At 48.1% G+C, this 20,842-nt stretch carries 17 protein-coding genes; 8 read left to right on the forward strand and 9 right to left on the reverse strand.

Annotated elements, in window-relative coordinates:
- Positions 1–9 precede the first annotated feature (9 nt).
- The 3 genes from BLA28_RS01890 to BLA28_RS01900 form a co-directional block, all read right to left on the reverse strand.
- Positions 10–966, reverse strand: coding sequence for an ABC transporter permease (locus tag BLA28_RS01890; RefSeq protein ID WP_044972610.1), 957 nt, complete (start codon positions 964–966; stop codon positions 10–12).
- Positions 967–1,111: 145 nt separating this feature from the next.
- Entirely contained in the window at positions 1,112–2,854 is a 1,743-nt protein-coding gene (locus tag BLA28_RS01895) for a peptide ABC transporter substrate-binding protein (RefSeq protein WP_044972609.1), read from the reverse strand.
- 64 nt (positions 2,855–2,918) lie between these two features.
- Entirely contained in the window at positions 2,919–4,202 is a 1,284-nt protein-coding gene (locus tag BLA28_RS01900) for an L-cysteine desulfidase family protein (protein WP_069156569.1), read from the reverse strand.
- Positions 4,203–4,380: 178 nt separating this feature from the next.
- Between BLA28_RS01900 and BLA28_RS01905 the strand changes: the two genes are divergently transcribed.
- The 3 genes from BLA28_RS01905 to BLA28_RS01915 all read left to right on the forward strand — a co-directional run bounded on the left by BLA28_RS01905 (position 4,381) and on the right by BLA28_RS01915 (position 6,050).
- Positions 4,381–5,250, forward strand: a complete 870-nt coding sequence (locus BLA28_RS01905) for a LysR family transcriptional regulator (RefSeq protein ID WP_069155808.1) — start codon at positions 4,381–4,383, stop codon at positions 5,248–5,250.
- A 270-nt stretch (positions 5,251–5,520) separates the two neighbouring features.
- On the forward strand, positions 5,521–5,763 hold the full coding sequence (locus BLA28_RS34630) for a type II toxin-antitoxin system RelE/ParE family toxin (protein ID WP_242879804.1): 243 nt from the start codon (positions 5,521–5,523) through the stop codon (positions 5,761–5,763).
- The gene (locus tag BLA28_RS01915; protein ID WP_069155809.1) at positions 5,760–6,050 is read left to right on the forward strand and encodes a helix-turn-helix domain-containing protein; all 291 of its coding nucleotides are present in this window, start codon (positions 5,760–5,762) and stop codon (positions 6,048–6,050) included. Before BLA28_RS34630 ends, BLA28_RS01915 begins: the two co-directional genes overlap by 4 nt.
- A gap of 152 nt (positions 6,051–6,202) precedes the next feature.
- Here BLA28_RS01915 and BLA28_RS01920 read toward each other — a convergent pair whose 3' ends face one another.
- The 3 genes from BLA28_RS01920 to BLA28_RS01930 all read right to left on the reverse strand — a co-directional run bounded on the left by BLA28_RS01920 (position 6,203) and on the right by BLA28_RS01930 (position 9,897).
- On the reverse strand, positions 6,203–7,090 hold the full coding sequence (locus tag BLA28_RS01920) for a carbohydrate ABC transporter permease (protein ID WP_009254578.1): 888 nt from the start codon (positions 7,088–7,090) through the stop codon (positions 6,203–6,205).
- Positions 7,091–7,156: 66 nt separating this feature from the next.
- Positions 7,157–8,098, reverse strand: a complete 942-nt coding sequence (locus BLA28_RS01925; protein WP_009254579.1) for an ABC transporter permease — start codon at positions 8,096–8,098, stop codon at positions 7,157–7,159.
- An 86-nt stretch (positions 8,099–8,184) separates the two neighbouring features.
- Positions 8,185–9,897 carry an extracellular solute-binding protein gene (locus tag BLA28_RS01930; RefSeq protein WP_069155810.1) on the reverse strand — a complete coding sequence of 571 codons (1,713 nt, stop codon included), beginning with the start codon at positions 9,895–9,897 and terminating at the stop codon, positions 8,185–8,187.
- Between the two features lie 254 nt (positions 9,898–10,151).
- Here BLA28_RS01930 and BLA28_RS01935 point away from each other — a divergent pair, with 254 nt between their 5' ends.
- Together BLA28_RS01935 and BLA28_RS01940 are read left to right on the forward strand one after the other, a co-directional pair.
- A complete protein-coding gene (locus BLA28_RS01935; RefSeq protein ID WP_044971140.1) occupies positions 10,152–11,660 on the forward strand; it encodes a response regulator transcription factor in 1,509 nt (502 codons plus the stop codon).
- Positions 11,657–13,375 carry a sensor histidine kinase gene (locus tag BLA28_RS01940; RefSeq protein ID WP_069155811.1) on the forward strand — a complete coding sequence of 573 codons (1,719 nt, stop codon included), beginning with the start codon at positions 11,657–11,659 and terminating at the stop codon, positions 13,373–13,375. The genes BLA28_RS01935 and BLA28_RS01940 overlap by 4 nt, the downstream gene beginning before the upstream one ends.
- A gap of 119 nt (positions 13,376–13,494) precedes the next feature.
- On the opposite strand, the gene arfA is transcribed toward BLA28_RS01940, so the two are convergent.
- Positions 13,495–15,030, reverse strand: coding sequence for an arabinosylfuranosidase ArfA (gene arfA, locus BLA28_RS01945; RefSeq protein ID WP_069156570.1), 1,536 nt, complete (start codon positions 15,028–15,030; stop codon positions 13,495–13,497).
- 133 nt (positions 15,031–15,163) lie between these two features.
- A complete protein-coding gene (locus BLA28_RS01950) occupies positions 15,164–16,195 on the reverse strand; it encodes a LacI family DNA-binding transcriptional regulator (RefSeq protein ID WP_069156571.1) in 1,032 nt (343 codons plus the stop codon).
- A gap of 319 nt (positions 16,196–16,514) precedes the next feature.
- On the opposite strand from BLA28_RS01950, the gene BLA28_RS01955 reads away from it, so the two are divergent.
- A complete protein-coding gene (locus tag BLA28_RS01955) occupies positions 16,515–17,438 on the forward strand; it encodes a glycyl-radical enzyme activating protein (RefSeq protein WP_069155812.1) in 924 nt (307 codons plus the stop codon).
- Positions 17,435–19,510: a pyruvate formate lyase family protein gene (locus tag BLA28_RS01960; RefSeq protein ID WP_069155813.1), complete on the forward strand. Its 2,076-nt coding sequence runs from the start codon at positions 17,435–17,437 to the stop codon at positions 19,508–19,510. The genes BLA28_RS01955 and BLA28_RS01960 overlap by 4 nt, the downstream gene beginning before the upstream one ends.
- Before the next feature lie 71 nt (positions 19,511–19,581).
- On the opposite strand, the gene BLA28_RS01965 is transcribed toward BLA28_RS01960, so the two are convergent.
- A complete protein-coding gene (locus BLA28_RS01965) occupies positions 19,582–20,130 on the reverse strand; it encodes a hypothetical protein (protein ID WP_069155814.1) in 549 nt (182 codons plus the stop codon).
- Positions 20,131–20,394: 264 nt separating this feature from the next.
- Between BLA28_RS01965 and BLA28_RS01970 the strand changes: the two genes are divergently transcribed.
- Positions 20,395–20,709 (forward strand): hypothetical protein, encoded by a 315-nt coding sequence (locus BLA28_RS01970; RefSeq protein WP_044970693.1) that lies wholly within the window; start codon positions 20,395–20,397, stop codon positions 20,707–20,709.
- The last annotated feature ends 133 nt before the right edge of the window (positions 20,710–20,842 follow it).

Below are 20,842 nucleotides of genomic sequence, written 5' to 3' on the forward strand. Positions count from 1 at the left end.
TCTCTCCTCCTATTTTCCGCTGCCCGGCATACCGATCCGGGGATCCACCAGCACATAGAGAATATCAGTGATGAACAGCACCACAATATAGAGCGCGGCGAGCAGCACCGTCTCCCCAAGCACGATGGAAAGATCCTGATTATTAACCGCTGTCACGAAATACTGTCCGATGCCCGGTATCGAAAAAATGCTCTCAATAAAAAAGGAGCCGGTGATACACATGGCCACGGACATGGGCAGCTGCGTCATGACCGGAATAAAGGAGTTGCGCAGAATGTGCCGCCGCACGACAGCCGCACGGCTTAAGCCCTTGGATTCTGCAGTCAGCACATAATCCTGGTTGATGACATCCAGCATGGAGGTCTTTAACAGCCTGGCATAGGTAGCTACATAGGTAAAGCACCCTGTCAGCGTCGGCAGGAAGGTATACTCCCAGCCTCCTACCCACAGATCCTTCCCCGCCGGCCAGCCGATCGTCGGGAACCATCGCAGGTTTCCCGCGAATACCTTCTGCAGCAGAAGGCCGAAAATCAGATGCGGGACGGAAATGAGCAGCACTGACAGGCCGACCACCATATAGTCCGCAATCGTTCCCCTCCGTGTGGCAGCCAGAATTCCCAGAAGAAGGCCGATGGTAACACCCAGCAGCATCTGCTGGATCCCCAGCCTGGCGGATACAGGCAGCCTGTCATGAACCAGTTTGCCGATCGTCTGCCCCGCATATACGAAGGATTCACCGAAATCGCCTTTCGCCATATTGACCATTGTGATGGCATAACGCTCCATCACGGGCTTATCCAGACCGTATCTCTTATACAGAGTTTCCTTTGCCTGCGGCTGCAGCTTGTCCGCACGCTGGGATAGAGGATCTCCCGGAACCGCCTCCAGGAGAAAAAATGTTGCGGTAGCGATTAGGAAAAGTGTCAGTATCATTTCACAGAATCGCCGGAGTAAGTATTTTACCATAACAGCACTCCCTGTTCTTATACCAAAGAAGGGCTACTTCACGCGGACGGCCTGGCACCTTCGCCAAACCATACCGCCCTTCGTAAGCCCTTCTAAAGTTTTTTCTTTTATCGTATACCTTATTTCACTGAAATTACAGCTTCTTTTATCTGTTTCTTCCTTCAATTCTGGTGATATAAAGCTCCTGGCTCGCGCCGAAGGAGGAAGTCCTGAAGTCCTTCACCCAGTTCTGCAGGAATACCTGCTTGGTATTGTAATAAATCGGCGCCAGCGCACAGTCATCAAACAGCATGTTTTCCATTTGTGTATAGATTTCCTTACGCTTTGCCATATCGTTTTCACCAACCAGGGAATCAGCCAGCGCATCATATTCCGGATTGCTGTAATATCCATAGGAATCATAATAACCGGTATGGAAGGTATTCAGGTAATCCAGCGGATCATTGTAATCGCTCCACCAGCCGCCGATCATCATATCATACTGATTATCATCTCTCTGTGCCTTAAACAGGGCAAAATCACCCACGGAATTCAGTTCCACCTTACAGCCCAGCTTCTGGGAGATCACCTGCTGGATATATTCCCTCTCAGACTGATTCTCAATCGTATTCCCGCTGGTAAGCAGGTTCAGTGTAATATCACTGATCGGTGTGGTCACGCCCAGTTCATCCAGACCTTCCTGAAACAGTGCCTGCAGCTTGGCCGGATCGCCGCCATATTGCTCATATTCTGCCTTTGCAGGCTCCTCTACCTGGTTGCGCCAGGGCTCTCCGTCAAAGGTGATCGCAGGAGCCACATATCCGTAAGCGGGTTTGTATCTGCCATAGATCGCTTCCACCATTTCATCCCTGTCAATACAGTAAGAAATCGCTTTCCGGATCTTTACATTCTTCATCAGTCCGGAGAGGCCGCCGTCTCTGAATTCAAAATTCATGGTAACAGTTCCCGGATAATCCGAGGTCAGCTCCACATACTTTCCTTCAGCTGCCGCTGCGGAATATTTTGTCGCATAATCGCCGGAGGTCTGCAGCACATCCAGCTCTCCGTTTTCAAACATGGTCGCTGCGGTGGAATCCTCCGCTACCAAAAACCAATTCACGGTATCCAGCTTTGTATTGTCCGCATCCCAGTAGTAAGGGTTCTTCGTCCATACCATTTTATTGTCTTCCACCAGCTCGGACATACAGAACGGTCCGTTGTAAACACAAAGCGTCCAGTCCTTGCCCCAGTTGTCGCCTGCAGCTTCCGCAATATCCTCACGTGTGGGATACAGAGGAGTTGCCACCAGCTTCGCATCAAAGGTAGGATCCGCCACCTTCAGTGTAACCTCAAAGGTATAATCATCCAGCGCCTTTGCCGCCACATCATCTCTGCTTCCGGTTCCTTTGTTATATTCTTCCGCACCCACAACATTCAGGGCGAAGGAAGCGTAATCATAACCTTTGGAAGAATCCAGCAGTCTTTTCCAGCCATATTCATAATCATGGGCCGTAACAGGCTGCCCATCGGACCATTTCGCGTTCTGTCTCAGATGGAAGGTATATACCAGGCCATCGTCGGAAACATCAACGCTCTCCGCGCCTGCCAGGATGAAGTGCTCCCCGTCCTCATCCGCTACGTTGCGGTACAGCCCCTCATAGCAGTCGCCCATCATCCAGCGCCAGCCCATATCCTGTACGTCATAATTGTTTCCGAATGCGGTTGTCCGCAGATTCAGCACCTGCGTATCAGCGCCTGCCGCCGCGCCTTCGTCGGAAGCATTATCCGTCGCCTGAGCGGAAACATTGGAATCCCCGGCGGTAGCCACTTCTGTCGTACCGTCCCCACAGCCTGACAGTGTGCCGATTATCATCACGCCCGTCAGTAACATTGCCAGTATCTTTTTCATTTTGTGTCCTCCTTTTTCTTATCTGCTTGTACATCTTCTATTGTGAAAGCCTGTGTCCCATGCTTTAATCACAGTGCGTCATGATTCGTATGATTTCCTCGTCGGTCTCACACATCCCCTTCGCACCCAGACGGTAAATATTCCGTATGGTGTTTTCCACACCCTGGGATACAATCCCGTCTTCCGCATAGAACTGCTGTCCTTCCTGAAACATAGAATACCCTAAGATGCCCGCGTCTACAGAAGACGCTATTTTCCCGGCACAGGACGGTTTGGCGCCGTCACACACGATTCCTGAGACAATGGCAATGGAATTGACCAATGTATGAGAAACATCTTCCAGCCTGCCGCCCTGCAGCCATGCGATGCCGCATCCGGCCGCACAGCCGGCGCACACCGCCCCGCAGAAAGCGGACAGCGGGCCGATGCCGTTCTTTAAATGGATGGCAATCAGATTGGATACCAGAAGCGCCCGGTACAGTTCTTCCGCAGAGGAATGCAGTTCCTTTGCATATACGATGACTGGGACAGATACTGTAATCCCCTGGTTACCGCTTCCGGAATTGATGACAACCGGCAGTTCACACCCGCTCATACGCGCATCGGAACCGGCCGCCGCCATGGCCTTGGCCCTCGTCTTCACATCTGTGCCGCAGGTTCTGAGCAGGACGCTTCCTACATTTGCTCCCCAATCGTGTTTGATTCCCTCTTCGGCAATTGCATAATTATAAGAAATCTGCCTGTCCAGAATCTCCTGCACATCAGATATCTCCGCCTCCCGGGCAAAGGTTATTATCTTTTCAATGGAAAGGCCGCTGCGGTCGGCTTTGCGGCCTGAAACGTCACAGTTCTCCCCTTCCCTGTCCAAAAGCACTTCACCGTTCTTTTCCACACGCACAATATTGGAATGGCATTTGGCAATCCGCACCACCGCTTCCTGCCCTTTTGCCGAAACAGTGATCCGCACATCCAGCTTATCCCCGTTTTCCAGCGCTTTCACCACAAAACAGGCCTGCTCCAGATATTCCCGGATCTGCTCTCTCTGGACATCAGAAACCTGTGCAATCACCTCCAGGATCTTTGAAGCTTCTCCCGCCACAATCCCTGCTGCAGCAGCCGCCGGAATTCCCTTCAGCCTGCCGGTATTCGGAACGATTACACTCTTCACATTTTTTATGATATTGCCGGAAGCCTCAATCACTACTTTCTCCGGAAGGCATCCCAGAGTCTCTCTTGCCTTCGCCGCACAATAGGCGATGGCGATTGGCTCCGTACACCCAAAGGCCGGCGTCAGCTCTTCCTTCAATATTTCCACAAAATTTCTATACTCTTCCTTCGTAAGTTCCATCATTTCCCGGCTCCTGATTATCATGTGTATACTATGGTAAATCATTTTTAAATTTGTGTTACAGTATAGCATATTTATTGTAATATGCATAATTAAAATGTATAATAATACATATCGATTTTTTCGATTATAAATACGTTGAGAAAAAATGAGTTTCAGAACGAGGGGACAGGACGATATGGAGATTAAAAATATATGTACATTTGTCAAGGCCGCGGAGCTGGGAAATTTTACAAAGGCCGCACAGGAACTGGGATATGCACAATCAACAGTAACCGCACAGATTCAGCAGCTGGAAAACGAACTGCACGTGAACCTCTTCGAGAGGAATGGAAAACGTATTGTCCTTTCCGCTTCCGGAAAAGAATTCCTTCAGTATGCTTATCAAATAATCAAATATGAGTCCATGGCTGTCGAACATTTTTCTTTGTCAGGCGAACCCGAAGGGGAATTGAACATCGGTATTATGGAAACAATATGCGCTTCCGAGTTCGTTAACCTTTTCCAGAATTTCAGTCTGAATTATCACCAGGTATCACTGAATTTACAAATCGTCACCACCCACCAGGCTCTTGATATGCTGGAAAAAGGAAAGTTCGACCTGATTTTCCTTCTGGACAACAAAATATCCCGCCCAGACATGGTGACTGCGCGGGAATACCCTGTTGATATTTCTTTTTTCTGCGCCTCCGGCCATCCGCTCGCTTCCCAGAAAGATATTACGCTGGAACAGCTTCTGCAGGAGCCCTTCATCCTGACCGAAAAGGGCTGCAATTACCGGGAGGTATTTGAAAGCGAGGTCGCCGCCAGGGGCCAGACACTGACCTGCATCACCGAAATCGGCTATACCAGGTACATCATCCAGGCGGTTTCCCGCAGGCTGGGTATCGGACTGCTTCCTGCCATGACCCTTTCGGAGGCTTTGCGGCTCGGAACCATTTCCCTGATCCAGGTTCAAAACTACCAGATCCGCATGTCCATCCAGGTTATTTACAGCAACAAGCGCCGGATATCCCTGCCCCTCAGAGCCTTTCTTGATTCTTTGTGAGATTTGATATCAGACCGGAGCGACAGTATCCTCGCACAGGAATAAATTATCCATAAATATATATAAAGTCGTTGATATATGATAGCATTTGTGCTATCGTATCATTAAGAAATAACTAAAACATTTTGGAGCATACTAAGGATGTATACAATCGAATTTTATGAAAAAAGCAACGGTTAATCCGAAATTTGGGAGTTCCTTGAATCGCTGCGGAAGAAAGCATCCACAAATAAAGACGCCCGCATACAATATAAGCAGACAGTCCTCTACATTCAGCTTCTACAGGACAATGGTACCCGCCTTCCGGAAAATGTCACCAAACATCTCGGCGATGGCATATGGGAACTGCGTCCCGGAAACAACCGTGTATTCTATTTCTATTTTAATAATGACACCTTTGTTCTTCTCCATCAATTCCGCAAAAAATCGCAGAAAACACCACGCCGCGAAATTGACAAGGCCAAATCAGAGCGTGATGATTACTTATCCAGAAAGGAGGCTGAAAAAGCATGAAAACCTGGAACGATTACAAAAGCCATGTAAAGACAGTTGACCCTGAAAGCAAAGTTGATATCGAAGAAGCTGAAAATCTTGCCGCCATTGTAGGAGCTATGATTGAACAGCGTAAGGCACTTGGAATCAGCCAGAGGGAACTTGCCGCTATCTGCGGAATCCCCCAGTCTTCCGTGGCAAGAATTGAATCCTTCAAGACTACACCTAACTTAGATACCCTGTTAAAAATTTTCCAGCCATTAGGGTTAAAACTCACAGTATCAGTATCCAAACAAACCGGACGGTAATTGCAATTATATAACCAGTCTATTGTCATAATGGAGCAGATTAAAAATTTGTTTCCATGAACGTATAAACAAAGGATTCCCACCAGCCGGACTAACCCCTCCGGATGGCAGAAATCCTTTTATTTCATTATGGAATAAATTATCCCGTTCCGTCATTCCTTCACCGACCCCAAGGTCAGCCCGGACACGAAAAATCTCTGCATAAAGGGATAAAACACCACAATCGGCAGGGATGCCGCTACAATTTTGGCGGCGTTAAAGGTCTTGAGGGAGGTCAGCACCTCCAGTTCTTCCGGCGTGAGTGAGGAACTGGACACATCGATATTTTTATTGGTCAGCGTCTGAATATAGGTCTGCAGGGGCATTTTGCTGGGTGTATTGGTCAGCAGCAGCCCATCAAAGAAGTTGTTCCAGTGGCCGACTATGGAGAATACGGTTACAGTGGCTATCGCGGGCAGAGCCAGAGGCACGCAGATGCGCAGCATCATCTGCACAGGGCTTATACCGTCCAGTATGGCCGATTCCTTGATCTCCTTCGGCAGGTTCCGGAAAAAATTCATCAGAAGTATCGTATTATAGACCGGAAGGGCGCCGGGAACCACCAGAGCCCATATGCTGTCCATCAGCCCTGTGGCTTTAATCACAAAATACCAGGGCACCAGGCTCGCGCCGAACAGCATGGCAAAAACCAGAAACCACATATAAACTTTTCTTCCCGGAAAATCTTTTTCTTCCTGGGAAAGGGCGAAGGCCGTAATGACAGTCAATATCAGATTCAGCCCGCCTCCCAGCACGACCCTTTTTACAGAAACCCAAAGCGCCTGCATAAACTTGGCATCGGTCACAAGCACCTTATAGGGCGTTATGGTAAATTCCACAGGCCACAGATATACCCTTCCCGCCAGCGCCGCCGTCTTACTGCTCAAAGACAAGGCCACCACATGCAGAATGGGAATCAGGCAGCTCAGTCCGAAAATCAGGAGAAGCAGCACCACAACACTGTCAAAAAGGAAATTGCTCCATGTTTTATATTTTCTCATATTTGCTCCCATCTGCCCGCCACAGGCAGGCATGTAAATCATGCAATCCAATCAGGGAAATCCCTTTCAGAAAATGCGGTAGTTGGCAAACTTCTTTGCCAGGCCGTGGGCAGTTACAATCATGATGAAGCTGATCACCGATTTCAGCAGGCCTATCGCCGTAGCGAGGGAATACTGGGTGTTGATAAAGCTCATCCGGTATACATAGGTATCTATGATATCGCCGCTTTTATAAACGATGGGACTGTACAGATTGTAAATCTGATCAAAGCCTGCATTCAGGATATTTGCAATATTCAGCGTCGCCACAAGGACTATCGTCACCCGGATTCCCGGAAGGGTCACATGCCATATTTTCTGAAGCCTTCCCGCCCCGTCCACATTGGCCGCCTCATACAGCTCCGGATTGATTCCCATCAGCGCTGCAATAAAAATAATGGCCCCATATCCGAATTCCTTCCATACATCCGTACTGATAATCACTCCCTGGAAAATCTTATTGGAACCCAGAAACATGAGCGGTTCCTTAATCAGCCCGCTGCTCATCATGAGCTGGTTGGCAATCCCGTTGGTATCCAGCAGATTCCTGAAAATGGTAGCCAGGATAACCCAGGAAAGGAAATGGGGAAGAAAACAGATTGTCTGTATGGTTTTCTTGAACTTTATATGATTGATTTCATTGAGCAGGATCGCAAACAGGATGGAGAACACCATGGTGAACACCAGCTTTCCCACTGCAATAACAAAGGAATTTCTGAAAATCCTGGCCGTGTCCGGCAGCATCAGCATATGTCTGAAATTATCCAGACCCACCCACCGGGACTTGAAGAAGCCCAGTATGGGCTGAAAATTCTGGAATGCCATGATATTTCCGAAAAAAGGGATAATTGTATAAATAAACAGCACCAGAAAGCCCGGAAGCATCAACAGATGATATTGGTAGGTTTGTCTGAACGTAACCTTCCGGCCGGCCTGCACTTTTTTCACATTTTGTTTTTTTCCCAGCATCTGCTTTTTCACCTCTTCTTTTCATAAAAACCGGACTGTCCGGTATTCCCGGAAGCCCGGTTTATGTCAGCCGCGCACTATCGGCTTTATTTTGCCTTTACCATTTCGTTCATTTCCCCGGTAATGGTATCTCCTCCCAGGGCCTTCCACTGGCTTACAAAGCTGTCAAATTCATCTATGGAAACGTCTCCTGTCAGCACCTGAAGGAAGAACTCATCCTCCTGGGTTTCCAGCGTCGCCCACAAAGATTCCATTGACGGGGATTCCGCATAGGTTGCGGCATATACCTGATTGAGGTCTGCAGCCTGGCTCTGTACGACCCATGCGCCGGTAGCCCAGCCCCATGCATTTGCCGTGGATATATTCGTTTCCACCGCCTTACGGAAGCCGTCCTTCTGAACGGTTGTATAGCCGTTGTACCAGGTCTTTCCGTCACCGTTCAGATCGTCATAAGCCACCTTGCCGTCGATACAGTCCATAACGGCCTGGATTTGTTTTTCCTTCGCATCATAATCACAATGAAGAACATTGATAGGATAATAATGCCAGGAGAACGGGGAGTCCATACCATTGGGGCGGACACCTTCCGCCTGGGACTGATCCAGATCATACTGATAATTCACTGTCTTAACAATCGCTTCCTTTATTTCATCGGAGCATCCTTTTTTCACTACGATATAAGTGCTTGTGGGACTCTTCATCGGAACATTGAGCTTGCCGTCATCGCCCCGCGGAGCCAGATAAGCATTCCATTTCACAGAATCGTCCGCACCTTCCAGCATGGATACAACCGGCCACTGATAGGACCACCATGCGCCAAAGAAAATACCGGCCTGCCCGTTGCTGACCATTTCCGTACACTGATCGCCGTCACGCACTGCAAAGGAAGGATCAATGATGCCGTCCTGCACAAGCTTTCTGATTTCCGTCAGCGCGTGCTTCGTCTCCTCAGTCACGGAACCGTAAACCACGCTGCCGTCATCCTGCTGCAGCCACATTTTGGGATATGCGCCGAACATGGTAAAGAGCCCGTTCATATGCCATGCGCCGCCACCCTTCTGCACGATATCCTTATCAATGGCAATCCCGTTTGAAACGTTCCCGCCCGGATTCTTTTCCATAAAGGTTTTAGCAATCGTTACGATATCATCCAATGTCTTCGGCTCTTCCAGCCCCAGTTCTTCCAGCCAGTCGCCTCTGACAAAAACAAGGGGAACCGCATCCATACCGGGCTGGATATCAGGAATAGCCATCAGCCTGCCGTCGAAGGTTGCAAGCCCTTCTGAAATGCCGTTGGTGGAATCAAAGCATTTCGCCAGTCCTTCCGAACGGTATGTATAAAAGGCATCCGTCATATCCTCCACAGCCCCGGCATTGACCAGCTGTACCAGCTGTGTGTAGGAAACATTCATCACATCAGGCATATCTCCGGATGCAATGGCCATGGCAACCTTGGTGTTGTAAGAAGAATCGTCCACGCTGAAATCATACACATATTCCACATTCAGCTTATCCTGCAGATATTTCACTATATAGTTATTTTGGGAATCCTCACCATCCTCATAAGAAACATTGGCGGATTCCGCCCTGCCCACATGGATGACCGTCTTTTCATCGCTCACCGGCCCATAAGGATCCACATTTTCTTCCAGAACCTCTGCGTTATCAGCCGCAGCCTGTGTCTGCGCGGGACTGCTATCGGCGGTTGCGGTTGTTTCCGCTTTACCCTGACAGCCTGCAAGGCAGCTTCCAATAAGCGTTAAAGCCAGCAGGACGGATATTACTTTTCTTTTTTTCATATCTTGGTAACCTCCCTGTATACCCAATATTTTTTCTATAGATTTTAGCGTTACGGCGCCGTTAACAGCTGAATGAATCTATATTTTTATCATACAGGCCGCCATTTTTCATGTAAATAAAAGGATATTATCATTCATATCAGAAAATTACCGACTTCCTTCCGTCCTCTTTTTCACCCGGAAAAATATGGTAGAATAAATACAGCGCCGGTTATAATGAAGGCTATAAAAAAAGTAGGTAAAAGGAGTTTCCCATGTATGAAATACTGATTGTTGATGATTCTGTTCTGGACATTGACTGTATTCTTTTTCTGATTGACAAATATAAACTTCCCCTCCATGCCACCACGGCAGTCAATGGCCAGGAGGCGCTCCGGCAGCTGCAGGCCGGGGAGAGACATTTTGATATTCTTTTTACGGATATCAAAATGCCGCTCATGGACGGGCTGGAGCTTTCCCGGGAAACACGCAGGCTTTCCCCTGACACCAGAATCATCATTTTCAGCGGCTATAATGACTTTGAATATGCCAAAACCGCTATCACAATCGGCGTGCAGGATTATCTGATGAAACCAATTGTGCCTGCTGACTTTGCGGCCACCGTAAGCAGGCTCATCTCCGCGATCGAAGAAGACGGCAGACTGGCGGAACAGATGCAGAAGCGGACCCGGCTGCTGAAAAGCCACCGGCTTCTGCTCTCTGTGAATAATTGTCTGTCTAAGGAGGAAATGGATGCCATATCCGACGAATACAGCCATCTGATGATGCTGGAATGCGAAGAAGAATTTTTCAGCCAGGAGGCGCTGGATTTTCAGGAAAAGCTGGAAGAACTGCTGCCATTCACCTTTGACTACCTGAATCTCTATCCCACACGCAGCCTTATCTTCATACGGCAGGATAACGAAGCCCGTTTTAAAAAAGAATCCTATCTTCTGTCCGCCGCGCAGACCATCAGCCTGTCTGCCGGAGAGGAATACGGAAAGAAATGCTATATCACTTTCGGAAGCCTTCAGGGACGTGCTTCCATCAGCCAGGTTTACCAGCGTCTGGAGAAAAAAATAGAGACTCGTTTTTTCTTTCCGGAACGCACCTGCCTGCTGCCGGATAATTCCATGCAGTCTCAGAGCGTATCAGGCCACATCTCCATGGATATGATTACCGATGACCTGAAACTGAAGGATTACGGCTCCCTGAAACAGCATATGGAAGAAATTTTTGACTCCCTGAAAGATGAAAAGACCCATTCCCTGATCTATGTCAAATATTGTTTTACAGAACTGATGAAAGAGCTGACCGCATCTCTGCCTCCCTCAGCCCGGCCGGATCTGGTCAGCCTGGCGGAACAGATCTATACCGCCTCCAACATCACACAGCTCATTGATATGGCCCGGGCTCTTATGGAACAGCTGACCTCCGTTTCGGAAGCGTCGGATAAAGACAACCTGAAAATTGAAAAAATAAAGCAGTATATTTACCAAAACTATGCGAGTCCCCTCACCCTGGACGATATCGCCGCAGCCTTTTACATAAGCCCTAATTACCTCTGTTCCGTTTTTAAGAAGGAAACGGGATGTAATCTCATCAAATTCATTAATGATTACCGGCTGCAGCGGGCCAGACAGCTGCTGCTCACTACGGAAATGAAGGTCCATATGATTGCGGAAACAGTGGGGTTTAAAAACACCTCCTATTTTTGTCAGCGTTTCCGGGATTATTACGGGGAAAGCCCGGAAAGCTGCCGCCAAAAGGAGACACGTATATGAATAAGCTCTCTTCCCTGAAAAAATATGTGATCAACATGAAAATACGCAGGAAAGTCCTCCTGATTTTTCTTCTGGTGGGAGTCCTGCCTTTTCTCTGCTATATTATTTTTTCCAACCGCTATACGAACCAAATCATGCTGGAAAGGGAAACCAGCCTGACCGAAAGCGCTCTCCAGCAGGCCGTGCAGTCTGTGGAAAACAAGCTGGAAACCTATAACAATCTGTCAAATTATATGTTCAACAATACCTCCATCCTCCAGGCACTGAATACGGAATACAGCAAGGACTATTTCCGTATGTACAAGGCTTACCAGGATACCATAGAGCCTTTGTTCCAGACCTATTACGCACTGCATCCGGGGCTGGAGAACATCACCATTTATTCCTCCTGTGATCTTCACCCCTACAACGGTTATGTGGTATCTCTGGACAAGCTGAAGGAGAAGGAATATTACCCGGCTGTGCGCAACAATTATATCCCTGTCTGGATCGTATATGAGGAAGAGGACAGCCAACATTTATATTCCATCCGCCAGATAGGGGATACCGGACGCTACAAAAGTGTGAACTATCTTTCCCTGAAGCTGGACTATGATGACCTGTTCGCGCCCCTGCTGAGCGTTTCGGAGGACGATTATGCCATCCTTGTATCGGATGAAAACGGCGGAGAGATTTTTTCTGCGGGAGCGTCTTCCGATAACTCCACGGATAATCCACGGTGTATCCAGCTCACCTCCAGGCTTTCTGCCACAGGCTGGACTGTAACCTATTCCAAAAGCTACCGGGTGCTGCTGGAATATGTGAATGGAATCACCCGCCGGATCTATGCCTTCGGCTGGATAATCCTGCTCTTTCTGGGAGCCATGGTCCTCATTCTCTCCGCCTCCATCATATCGCCGATAGAGAGCCTTACCACAAAGATACGCGAGGTAAGGGACGCCGGTTTCCAGACCTTTTCCATCCAGCTGGATAACGAAAGGAAGGATGAGATCGGAATCCTGTTTGAGAATTTTTCCCGAATGATGGAAGAAATCCACCATTATATCCAGGTGAACCTGAAAAATGAACTGGAGAAAAAGACGTACCAGCAGAAAATCCTGTACGCACAGATCAATCCTCATTTTCTCTATAATTCCCTGTCGCTGATCAACAGCAAGGCCATAATCTCCGGCCAGGATGAAATCAGCAATATGGTTCTTCTGCTGTCCACCTTTTACCGGACCGCGCTGAACAAGGGAAAGGATATGACCACCCTGGAAAATGAACTCCTGAATATCCAGTCCTATGTACAGATACAGCTTCTGTCCTACAGCGAACCCATTCAGGTTTCCTATGACATCGACTATTCCCTGCCGGGAATGCCTTTCCCTAATTTTATTCTCCAGCCTCTTGTGGAAAATGCACTGGATCATGGACTGAAAAACAGTTCCCGGCCGGATAAAAGCCTGCATCTTTCCGCAGACAGGGATAAGGGCTGTCTGGACGGCGATGAAAAGGAATATATCGTCATCCGTATCCGGGATAACGGTGTGGGGATGGAAGAAGAAACCGTGCGGCTTCTGTTTGAAGTACAGACAAGCGGGTATGGTATGAAAAATGTGAATGACAGACTGCGTCTGCTCTATGGATCGGATTACTCCCTGGTGATTCGGAGCACGCCGGGGGAAGGGACACTCGCGGTACTCATGGTGCCGGTTTCGGGGGCGATGGACTAATAAAAATACATTTCATATATGGTATGAAATCAAAACGAAAAGGAGTCTTCGTTGTAATAACGCAAAGACTCCTTTTTTATCCTCCCTGACAGGCCATACCTGAGACGTAATCCCTCTTTTTACAGCCTGATACGGATCACGTTCCAGGAATAAGCCGCCAGTTTCACAGTCAGCCTCCCGTCCTCCAGTTTATAATCGCTGCTGGTATGAGGAACCACTCTGTCAGGACAGTCCGCGGAATTGGACAGCTTCAGATCCGGACTGGTATATGCCAGCATTTCCTCCACATGGCATCCCGGGTAATCCCGCAGATCGCAGTCGGTTACCAAATCCTGCGTTCCCTTATTGAGGGCGAAAATGGTGAGATAATCCTTCTCTTCACTCTCCACTGCCACAGCATCCAATACCGGAACATCCGTAAAGTCCTTACTGTCGTATTTAGGGGAATCCACGAGAACATCCAGTGCGGTTCCTCTTCCGTAAACAGATGCATGAAGGTAAGGATAATAAATGGTCTGTTTCCAGATGCGGCCTCCGTTCTCCGTCATGATAGGGGCGATGACGTTCACAAGCTGGGCCTGGCAGGCTACCTTCACACGGTTCGCATGGCGCAGGAGGGAAATCAGCATTCCTCCTACAAGCAGCGCATCCTCAAAGTTATAGATATCTTCGTTAAAGGAAGGCCCTTCCTGCCATTTTACCGCCTTTTCATTTTCCGGGAATGCATGGTACCATACATTCCATTCATCAAAGGATATGTTGATTTTCTTTTTGGAACGCTTCTTGGCCTGAATATAATCACAGGTGGCAATTATGTTTTCAATAAAATGATCCATGTCCATCGTATTGGCAAGGAAGTTGGGGGTATCGTCCTCCTGGTTTCCATAGTACTGGTGCATGGAGATATAGTCTACGAAGTCATAGGCATGATCCAGGACTGTTGTTTCCCAGTCATAGCAGGTATCCATTCCTGAATTGGAGCTTCCGCAGGCAACCAGTTCAATCGTGGGATCCACCCATTTCATGACCTTGGCGGTCTCGCTGGCAAGCCTTCCGTACTCCTGGGCCGTTTTATGTCCGATCTGCCAGGGGCCATCCATCTCATTTCCCAGATTCCACAGCCTGACATTGTGAGGCTCCTTATAACCATTCTGAATCCGCAGATCACTCCAGTAAGTGCCGGAAGAAAAATTGCAGTACTCCACCAGATTCCGGGCGGCGTCCGCTCCCCTGGTTCCCAGATTTACCGCCATCATCACATCCGTGCCTGCCCTGCGGCTCCATTCACAGAATTCATCCGTGCCCATCTGGTTGTTTTCCACGGCAAACCAGGCGAGTTCCGTACGCTTCGGCCTTTTATCCTTCGGCCCGATTCCGTCCTCCCAATTGTATCCGGAAACAAAATTACCGCCCGGATAACGTACAATAGGCACCTGCAGTTCCCTGGTCAGCTCAATGACATCCCTGCGGAATCCGCAGTCGTCTGCAAGAGGATGGCCGGGATCATAAATGCCTCCGTAAACCGCTCTGCCGATATGCTCGATGAACGATCCGTAAATCCTCTTGTCAATTTCCCCGATCTGAAAATCCCTGTCCAGTTTCATGACAGCCTTTCCCGGATCCCCCTCGTGCTTCTTTGCCTTATTCTGTTCCATGTTTTTGTCCTCCTCCATGAAATTCCTTATATTATCGTTACCATTAACGTTAACATAGCATTGTAAAAGAAAACCGCCCTCAGGCGGGTTCCTTAACAGCCTTCTTCGTAAGTATTCAGATATCCCTGGACCGTTACCTTTTTTCATTCAGTACGGCTACCGTTCCCCCTTCCACCACATCGGTTTCAAGGACGACGCATTCCTCTCCTGCTCCTTTCTGTCCCTCCAGCTTTTTCAGCAGGATCTCCACACTTCTTTTCGCCATAGTGGTTTTGGAAGAGGAAACGGACGTCAGATGAACGGGATAGGGGTATTTTATATTATCAAAGCCTACCACAGAGCATTGCTCCGGTACCTTTCTTCCCAGTTCACCCAGGATACAGATCACCTGCCAGGCGAGGATATCATTGAACACCAGAACCGCTGTGCATTCGGCTCTCTGAGACAGGATATCCCGCATTTTTTCCGTTCCCCTGCGGGAAGTGACCGGCACCGTCTGTACCAGCTCGCTGCGGTATGCAATCCCTTTTTCCTCCAGCGCCGCCCGGTATCCTTCCAGACGTTCTGCGGAGCTGGATATTCCCCTTGGGCCATTAAGGAATAAAATATCCTTATGTCCCCTGTCCAGCAGATAGCGGGCTGCCGCGTATCCGCCGTGCACATCATCACAAATCACAAAACTGGCATCCTCACCGGTGAAATGCCTTCCAATCATGACAAACGGCTTTCCATGCATCTGAAGGAAATGGATATTTTCCTCCCCTCCCGGAGCCGGACAAAGAATAATGCCGTCCACATTCTGGCTCAGAGATGTGGTAATCGCCTGTTTTTCCACGGCGGCCTTTTCTTCGGTATTGAAAATGATGGAATTATAACCCCTTCGCTGAAGCAGCGTCTGCATTTCCTTTACCATCACACTGAAATGAGGGTTGGATATATCTCCTACAAGGATAGCTATATTCCGGCTCACTCCTGACCTGAGAAAGCTGGCAAGAGCATTGGCAATATAGCCCATCTGGGATGCTTTTTCCCGGATAACCGCTTTTGTTTCCTCCGAAATATCCGGCTTGTCGGCAAGAGCCCGGGAAACCGTATTGGCTGAAAAGCCCGTAGCCTGGGCGATATCCTTTAATGTCACATTTCCTGTCTTTCTTCTGGCTGCCATATCTTCTCCTTTGTCCCAGTGCAGCATTGTATTCCTGTGATATTCATGCAATGCTGTACCAGCTGCTCCGTACTACCTTACGCCGGCATAGCCGGTCTTGCGTTCCGGATTGGTTTTAGTTTATCACAGAATGAAAATAAGTCAATTCCGTAATACCCACTATTTTTTATTTGTATTTTTTGTGCAACTTGTCGTTACATTATCGTTGACATAAACTTATTTTTAGACTATACTTCAATTATCGATAATGTTAACGTTAATGCATGGTGGGATTTGAATTTAATCAGAACACACGCATAACAGAAGAAAAGAGAAGCTTATGGAAAAAGGAACCATTTTCGACATAAAAGAATTTGCCGTCCATGACGGGCCGGGGGTACGTCAGACCGTATTCCTGAAGGGCTGCCCCCTGCGCTGCCAATGGTGCCATAATCCGGAGGGCCTTGAAGCCCGCCCTCAGCTCATGTTCAGCCGCAGCTCCTGCATCCGGTGCGGGAAATGTATGGAAGTCTGCCCGTTCGGAGCAGCAGCCGGACAGAAAACATCCGGAAGCCCGGATGAAACCGGTATGGAAGAAACCGGTGCTTTTTTTCCCGGCTCCGCCTGTACCGCCTGCGGGGCCTGTGTTTCGGTCTGTCCCATGGGACTGAGGCAGATCAGCGGTAAGGTCATGACTTCCGTGCAGCTGGCGGATGCCATACGGGAAAACAGCGATTATTATGCCGCTCTGGGCGGAGGAGTCACCTTCTCCGGAGGCGATCCTCTGATGCAGGGAGCCTTCCTGCTGGAGGTGCTTGAGCAGATCTCTGATTTACATACAGCCATCGAAACCTCCGCTTATGCCTCACCGCAGCTGTTTAGCCGGATTGCAGAACGCCTTTCCTTTATCATGACGGATGTCAAGCTCATGGATCCCGGACTCCATAAGCATTATACCGGAGTTGACAACACCGTAATTCTGGAAAACCTGCGCAGTCTGTGCCGGGGCAGCAAGCCTTTTGTCGTGCGTATTCCGCTGATTCCTGGCGTGAATGATACCCGGGAAAACCTGGAAGCCACAGCCGCTTTCCTGGCCGGTTCCGATTCCCTGCTGCGGGTGGAGATCCTGCCTTACCACAAAACCGCCGGCGCCAAGTACAGTATGCTGGGTATGGAATACCATCCGGGCTTTGATGTGGAGGCGCCTCTTCGGATGCCTCAGTCTGTCTTTGAAAAATATAAGATAAGGAGTGAAATATTATGACAGAACGAATCCGTAATTTAAGAAAATTTTTTATTGAGGAACACCAGCACAGGACGTTTCGCAAAGCTCCCGGCGATCCCTACCTGCTCGCCGCAGCCTTCCGGGAACAGAATCTGCCCGACACGGAAAGAGCCGTAAAAAGGCTGGTTTACATGCTGGATGAAGAAACGCCTCTGCTGTTTCCGGAACAGACCATTCTGTTCCTGCGCACCAATCCCACGCTCCAGGCCCTTTTTACGGAAGAAGAAAAAGAAGCCCTTGCCGCCGCATACCGTCTGCATGAACTTGGGGAACTATCCAATATCTGTGTGGACTATACCCGTTTTCTGAATGCAGGATTTCCCGGCATGCGCAGTCGTTTGGAGGCACATAAAAATAAGTTCGTTTCCTGCGGCCAGATGGAAAAAGCGGCTTATCTGGAAGGACAGCTCACCATTCTGAAGGCTCTTGAGTCTTTAATCCTGCGGTACAGGGATGCCGCATCCGATGCCGGAAATACGCTTTCAGCCGATTCCTTAACCCGCCTGCTTTCCGATGCCCCGCATACACTGCAGGATGCCCTGCAGATGCAGCGCATAATCCATTTTACCATGTGGTGCGCCGGCAATTACCATAATACGCTGGGACGCTTTGATCAATACATGATGCCCTATCTCCAGGCGGATCTGGACGCAGGACGGCTTACGGAAGAAAGCGCGCTGGAGCTTCTGGAAGAATTTTTTCTTACCTTCAACCTGGACAGCGACCTCTATCCGGGCATGCAGCAGGGCGATAACGGCCAGAGCATGGTACTCGGCGGCATGACACCCGAAGGGAAAGACGGCTTTAACCTCCTTTCCCGCCTCTGCCTGCAGGCCAGCCTGGAGCTCCGCCTGATTGATCCGAAAATCAACCTCCGGGTAAGCAAAAATACACCTTTGTCAATCTATAAACTGGGAACCCAGCTGACCAAACAGGGGCTTGGTTTCCCTCAATATTCCAACGATGACGTGGTTATCCCGGGACTCGAAGAACTGGGTTACCGCACGGAGGATGCTCGCAATTATGCCGTGGCGGCCTGCTGGGAATTCATCATACCGGGACGCGGAATGGAAATCCCCAATATCGATGCGCTGTGCTTCGCGGATGTCATGCGCAAAGCCGTTACCGGACATCTGGCCGACGTCCCCGACTATACCTCCCTCTTTGAGGCCGTGACAGAAAAGCTTCAGGAACGAGTGGATGAGATGTGTGAAAACACCAAAAACCTTTACATTTTCCCGGCTCCTTTCCTTTCCCTGATGATGGATGGCTGTCTGGAAAACGGAAAGGATATCTCCCTCGGCGGTGTTTACAACAACTATGGTTTTCACGGGACTGGTCTTGCCACAGCCGCTGATTCCCTTGCGGCCATCAAAAAATATGTATTCGATACAGGCGAAATAGACAGAAAAGAGCTGCTTGATGCCATGGAAAAAGATTTTGATGGTTATGATCGTCTCCTTCATCTGCTGCGGTATGAAGCTCCCAAAATGGGAAATAACGAAGAGCTTCCTGATTCCATTGCCGGTGATTTGCTGGAAGCCTTTGCCCGCGCCGTCAAAGGAAAGAAGAATGAAAGGGGAGGCTGCTTCAGGGCCGGTACCGGCTCCGCCATGTATTACCTCTGGTATTCCAAAGACATGGGCGCCACACCTGACGGGCGCAGAGCCGGAGAAGGCTTCTCCTGTAATTACTCTCCCAGTTTGTTTATCCACAGCAAGGGGCCGGTTTCCATTGTCAAATCCTTTACCCGTCCGTGTCTGAAGCATACCATTAACGGAGGCCCGCTCACCATTGAACTGCATGATACGCTGTTCCGCGGTGAGGAAAGCATTACCAAAGTGGCAGCGCTGGTCAAGTCCTTCATTGATATGGGAGGCCATCAGATGCAGATCAATGCCGTAAACCGTGATACCATGCTGGATGCCCAGAAGCACCCGGAAAAATATCATAACCTGATCGTCAGAGTCTGGGGCTGGAGCGGTTATTTTGTGGAACTGGATAAAGAATATCAGGATCATATTATTAAGAGGATGGAATTGACTGTCTGATGAACGGTCTGTCTATACGGATTGAGGGAGAAAGCATTTGCTGTGCTTTCTCCCTCTCATTTGTCGGAATATCATTCAATATATGCATTAATCACATCATCATTCCATAATTGTACTTCTATGTAACAATAGTTCTTTTCTGCCTCTCTCAAATACTCTTCTATGGTTCCGTCAAAAGAGAGAATGTCATCTAAAAGCATCTGCTTTGTAATCAGCTTTACATTACCGGTTTTCTCTATCATTGCACTGCTGTCACCATAGGTAAAACTAATGTATTCCTCCGGAATGTCTTTAAGCGGAATTCTCGTAATTATTCCATTTCCAAACCAATTATCTAAATATCTACTATCTTGTAAAGCAAACGACAGCGGATGTTTTTCTTTCGGTTTGCCGCCAAGTTCAATAAACAAACGGTATATTATGCTATCAGCCTTTAACCGACGAGGATAATAGTTTTCAAAATCCGCAAATCGGTAAAATGCATTCGTTTCGGGATTTTTCCGGGCTAATTCTCCGGCCTTTTCAAACGCTTGTTTTTCAGGCAGGCGCATTATATTTTGTAATAGCTTACAATTAGGATGGCAATAATTTACAATATATAATTCTTTTATATCTATCATTTAACTTCACCTCTTCAGCATATAAGTAATTTCATATTTTTCTAATCTGATTTTATCTATTACTAACCTGACAGAAATATCTTCTGAAATTAAGTGATGCTATCAGAAAAGATTATACCATATCATCTTTAAACCAGATAACCACTCGTAAGCCAAAACAGGTAAATAATAGAATAATTTATATCAGAATGATATAATGTGAATATGGAAGCCATAGGTAAAGTTTTCTGTGAAGTACAAGTAAGAATCTGAAAGGATACTAAAATGGTTATAGAAATAAAAGCAGATGGGATTTGGTTTCATGGCTCAAATATTGTGCTTTCTGAATTAAGAGAGGGAAGTACCATTACGCAGTGGAAAGAATTAGCGGAAGCTTTTTCCCATCAGCCAACAATACTTGGCTATGACGATAACGGCAACATCAGTCACAATGGAAAAGAAAAGGGATATTTATATATTATTGATGAACCTGTAGAAATAGGCAAAGACATATATCAACATCCTCGAACGACAATGGATGAAAATGCTGAATTTTTAATAAACAGGCCATTAAAGGTAAAGTTAATTGAAGAATTATGAAATAAATCAATAATTTCTTATGGCGGCAATTTATATACAGGAGTTGATAAATGCTCTTTGGCAGCATAACAGGGCGGCTGATTTTAATACCTTTTGACTCTTACGAAAAGGCATACTGTACGTATGCCTCTCT

The sequence above is a fragment of the Eisenbergiella tayi genome, from assembly GCF_001881565.1.
GTDB lineage: Bacteria > Bacillota > Clostridia > Lachnospirales > Lachnospiraceae > Eisenbergiella > Eisenbergiella tayi.

What these genes read in the sequence shown, in the direction of transcription:
- BLA28_RS01890 (WP_044972610.1), bottom strand. Translation starts at nt 966, where the DNA reads ATGGTAAAATACTTACTCCGGCGATTCTGTGAAATGATACTGACACTT.
- BLA28_RS01895 (WP_044972609.1), bottom strand. Translation starts at nt 2,854, where the DNA reads ATGAAAAAGATACTGGCAATGTTACTGACGGGCGTGATGATAATCGGC.
- BLA28_RS01900 (WP_069156569.1), bottom strand. Translation starts at nt 4,202, where the DNA reads ATGGAACTTACGAAGGAAGAGTATAGAAATTTTGTGGAAATATTGAAG.
- BLA28_RS01905 (WP_069155808.1), top strand. Translation starts at nt 4,381, where the DNA reads ATGGAGATTAAAAATATATGTACATTTGTCAAGGCCGCGGAGCTGGGA.
- BLA28_RS01915 (WP_069155809.1), top strand. Translation starts at nt 5,760, where the DNA reads ATGAAAACCTGGAACGATTACAAAAGCCATGTAAAGACAGTTGACCCT.
- BLA28_RS01920 (WP_009254578.1), bottom strand. Translation starts at nt 7,090, where the DNA reads ATGAGAAAATATAAAACATGGAGCAATTTCCTTTTTGACAGTGTTGTG.
- BLA28_RS01925 (WP_009254579.1), bottom strand. Translation starts at nt 8,098, where the DNA reads ATGCTGGGAAAAAAACAAAATGTGAAAAAAGTGCAGGCCGGCCGGAAG.
- BLA28_RS01930 (WP_069155810.1), bottom strand. Translation starts at nt 9,897, where the DNA reads ATGAAAAAAAGAAAAGTAATATCCGTCCTGCTGGCTTTAACGCTTATT.
- BLA28_RS01935 (WP_044971140.1), top strand. Translation starts at nt 10,152, where the DNA reads ATGTATGAAATACTGATTGTTGATGATTCTGTTCTGGACATTGACTGT.
- BLA28_RS01940 (WP_069155811.1), top strand. Translation starts at nt 11,657, where the DNA reads ATGAATAAGCTCTCTTCCCTGAAAAAATATGTGATCAACATGAAAATA.
- arfA (WP_069156570.1), bottom strand. Translation starts at nt 15,030, where the DNA reads ATGGAACAGAATAAGGCAAAGAAGCACGAGGGGGATCCGGGAAAGGCT.
- BLA28_RS01950 (WP_069156571.1), bottom strand. Translation starts at nt 16,195, where the DNA reads ATGGCAGCCAGAAGAAAGACAGGAAATGTGACATTAAAGGATATCGCC.
- BLA28_RS01955 (WP_069155812.1), top strand. Translation starts at nt 16,515, where the DNA reads ATGGAAAAAGGAACCATTTTCGACATAAAAGAATTTGCCGTCCATGAC.
- BLA28_RS01960 (WP_069155813.1), top strand. Translation starts at nt 17,435, where the DNA reads ATGACAGAACGAATCCGTAATTTAAGAAAATTTTTTATTGAGGAACAC.
- BLA28_RS01965 (WP_069155814.1), bottom strand. Translation starts at nt 20,130, where the DNA reads ATGATAGATATAAAAGAATTATATATTGTAAATTATTGCCATCCTAAT.
- BLA28_RS01970 (WP_044970693.1), top strand. Translation starts at nt 20,395, where the DNA reads ATGGTTATAGAAATAAAAGCAGATGGGATTTGGTTTCATGGCTCAAAT.